The following is an 857-nucleotide window of genomic DNA, read 5'->3' as shown; positions in this document are numbered from 1 at the left end:
GAGGCATCGCCACCCGGTATGACAAGACCCCGGAAAGCTACCTCGCCGGCCTCCACCTCCGTGGCGCGATGATCTGGATCAAGGACCTCACCCGGACCCACTGATCACGACCGAATACGCGCCCTAGCCAGCCCCGGTCCAGCGCGGCGTACAGGGCGCCGTGCCCGCGCCGGTGCTCGACCGCGAGCGACAGCTCGACCAGGGTCTTCACCGGCCCGTCCGCGCACAGCACCGCGTCGGTGAGCTCGAAGAGTGCGTCCGAGCGGGCGTAGAGGCATTCGTAGAACTCAACCCGAAAGCGGGACAAGAGAGCCAATGCCTGGCCTGCGGGCGCGTCGACGGGGAGACTCATGGGCAGCGGCCGTTCTCTCGCGCTTCGTGACTCGACATCTCGAAGCGTGGAGAACGGCCGTCTCCGCTGTCTCGGGAAGAACCGCAGATCAGCAGGTCGGGTGACCTGCGAGGTTAAACGTCAAGCTCAGCTGCTGTTCCAGTACGGTGATCTGATGGCGCAGGGCCAGGAGCTCCATGTCCTTCTCGTGGTCGCTCATTGGCAGCAGCCGCAGCAACGCGAACGCGTTCGTCACACCCAGGTACGCCAGTCGTAGCAGCGCGGTCGATCATCATGTCGCGGAGCTCGTCGGCTCTGCCAGAGCGCCTACCCGACTGGCGAGGTCGGCACTTGTGCACCCTGCCTCCCACCAGGCCGGATGAGGTTCTCGGCAGGAGCAGGATCTTGGTGGCTAATTCCAACTGCTATGCAGCTAGGGATAGTTGGAGTCTGGCGAGGTGGCTGTGGCTGACTCGGTCGAGGGGGTGGCCGTTCCACCAGGAGTGGAGGCGGATGAGGTTGAGGG

At 65.0% G+C, this 857-nt stretch carries 1 protein-coding gene and 1 pseudogene; both read right to left on the bottom strand.

The window, feature by feature from the left end:
• Nucleotides 1-130 precede the first annotated feature (130 nt).
• A pseudogene (locus KV557_RS43950) lies at nt 131-352 on the bottom strand (transposase); the annotation flags it as partial.
• A gap of 88 nt (nt 353-440) precedes the next feature.
• Nucleotides 441-587 (bottom strand): hypothetical protein, encoded by a 147-nt coding sequence (locus KV557_RS41940; RefSeq protein ID WP_218207381.1) that lies wholly within the window; start codon nt 585-587, stop codon nt 441-443.
• Nucleotides 588-857: the final 270 nt, after the last annotated feature.

It is taken from the genome of Kitasatospora aureofaciens (assembly GCF_019192735.1).
Lineage (GTDB): Bacteria > Actinomycetota > Actinomycetes > Streptomycetales > Streptomycetaceae > Kitasatospora > Kitasatospora aureofaciens_A.
Note: the sequence above shows the minus strand (reverse complement) of the source record. Positions and strands in the feature narration are given on the sequence as shown.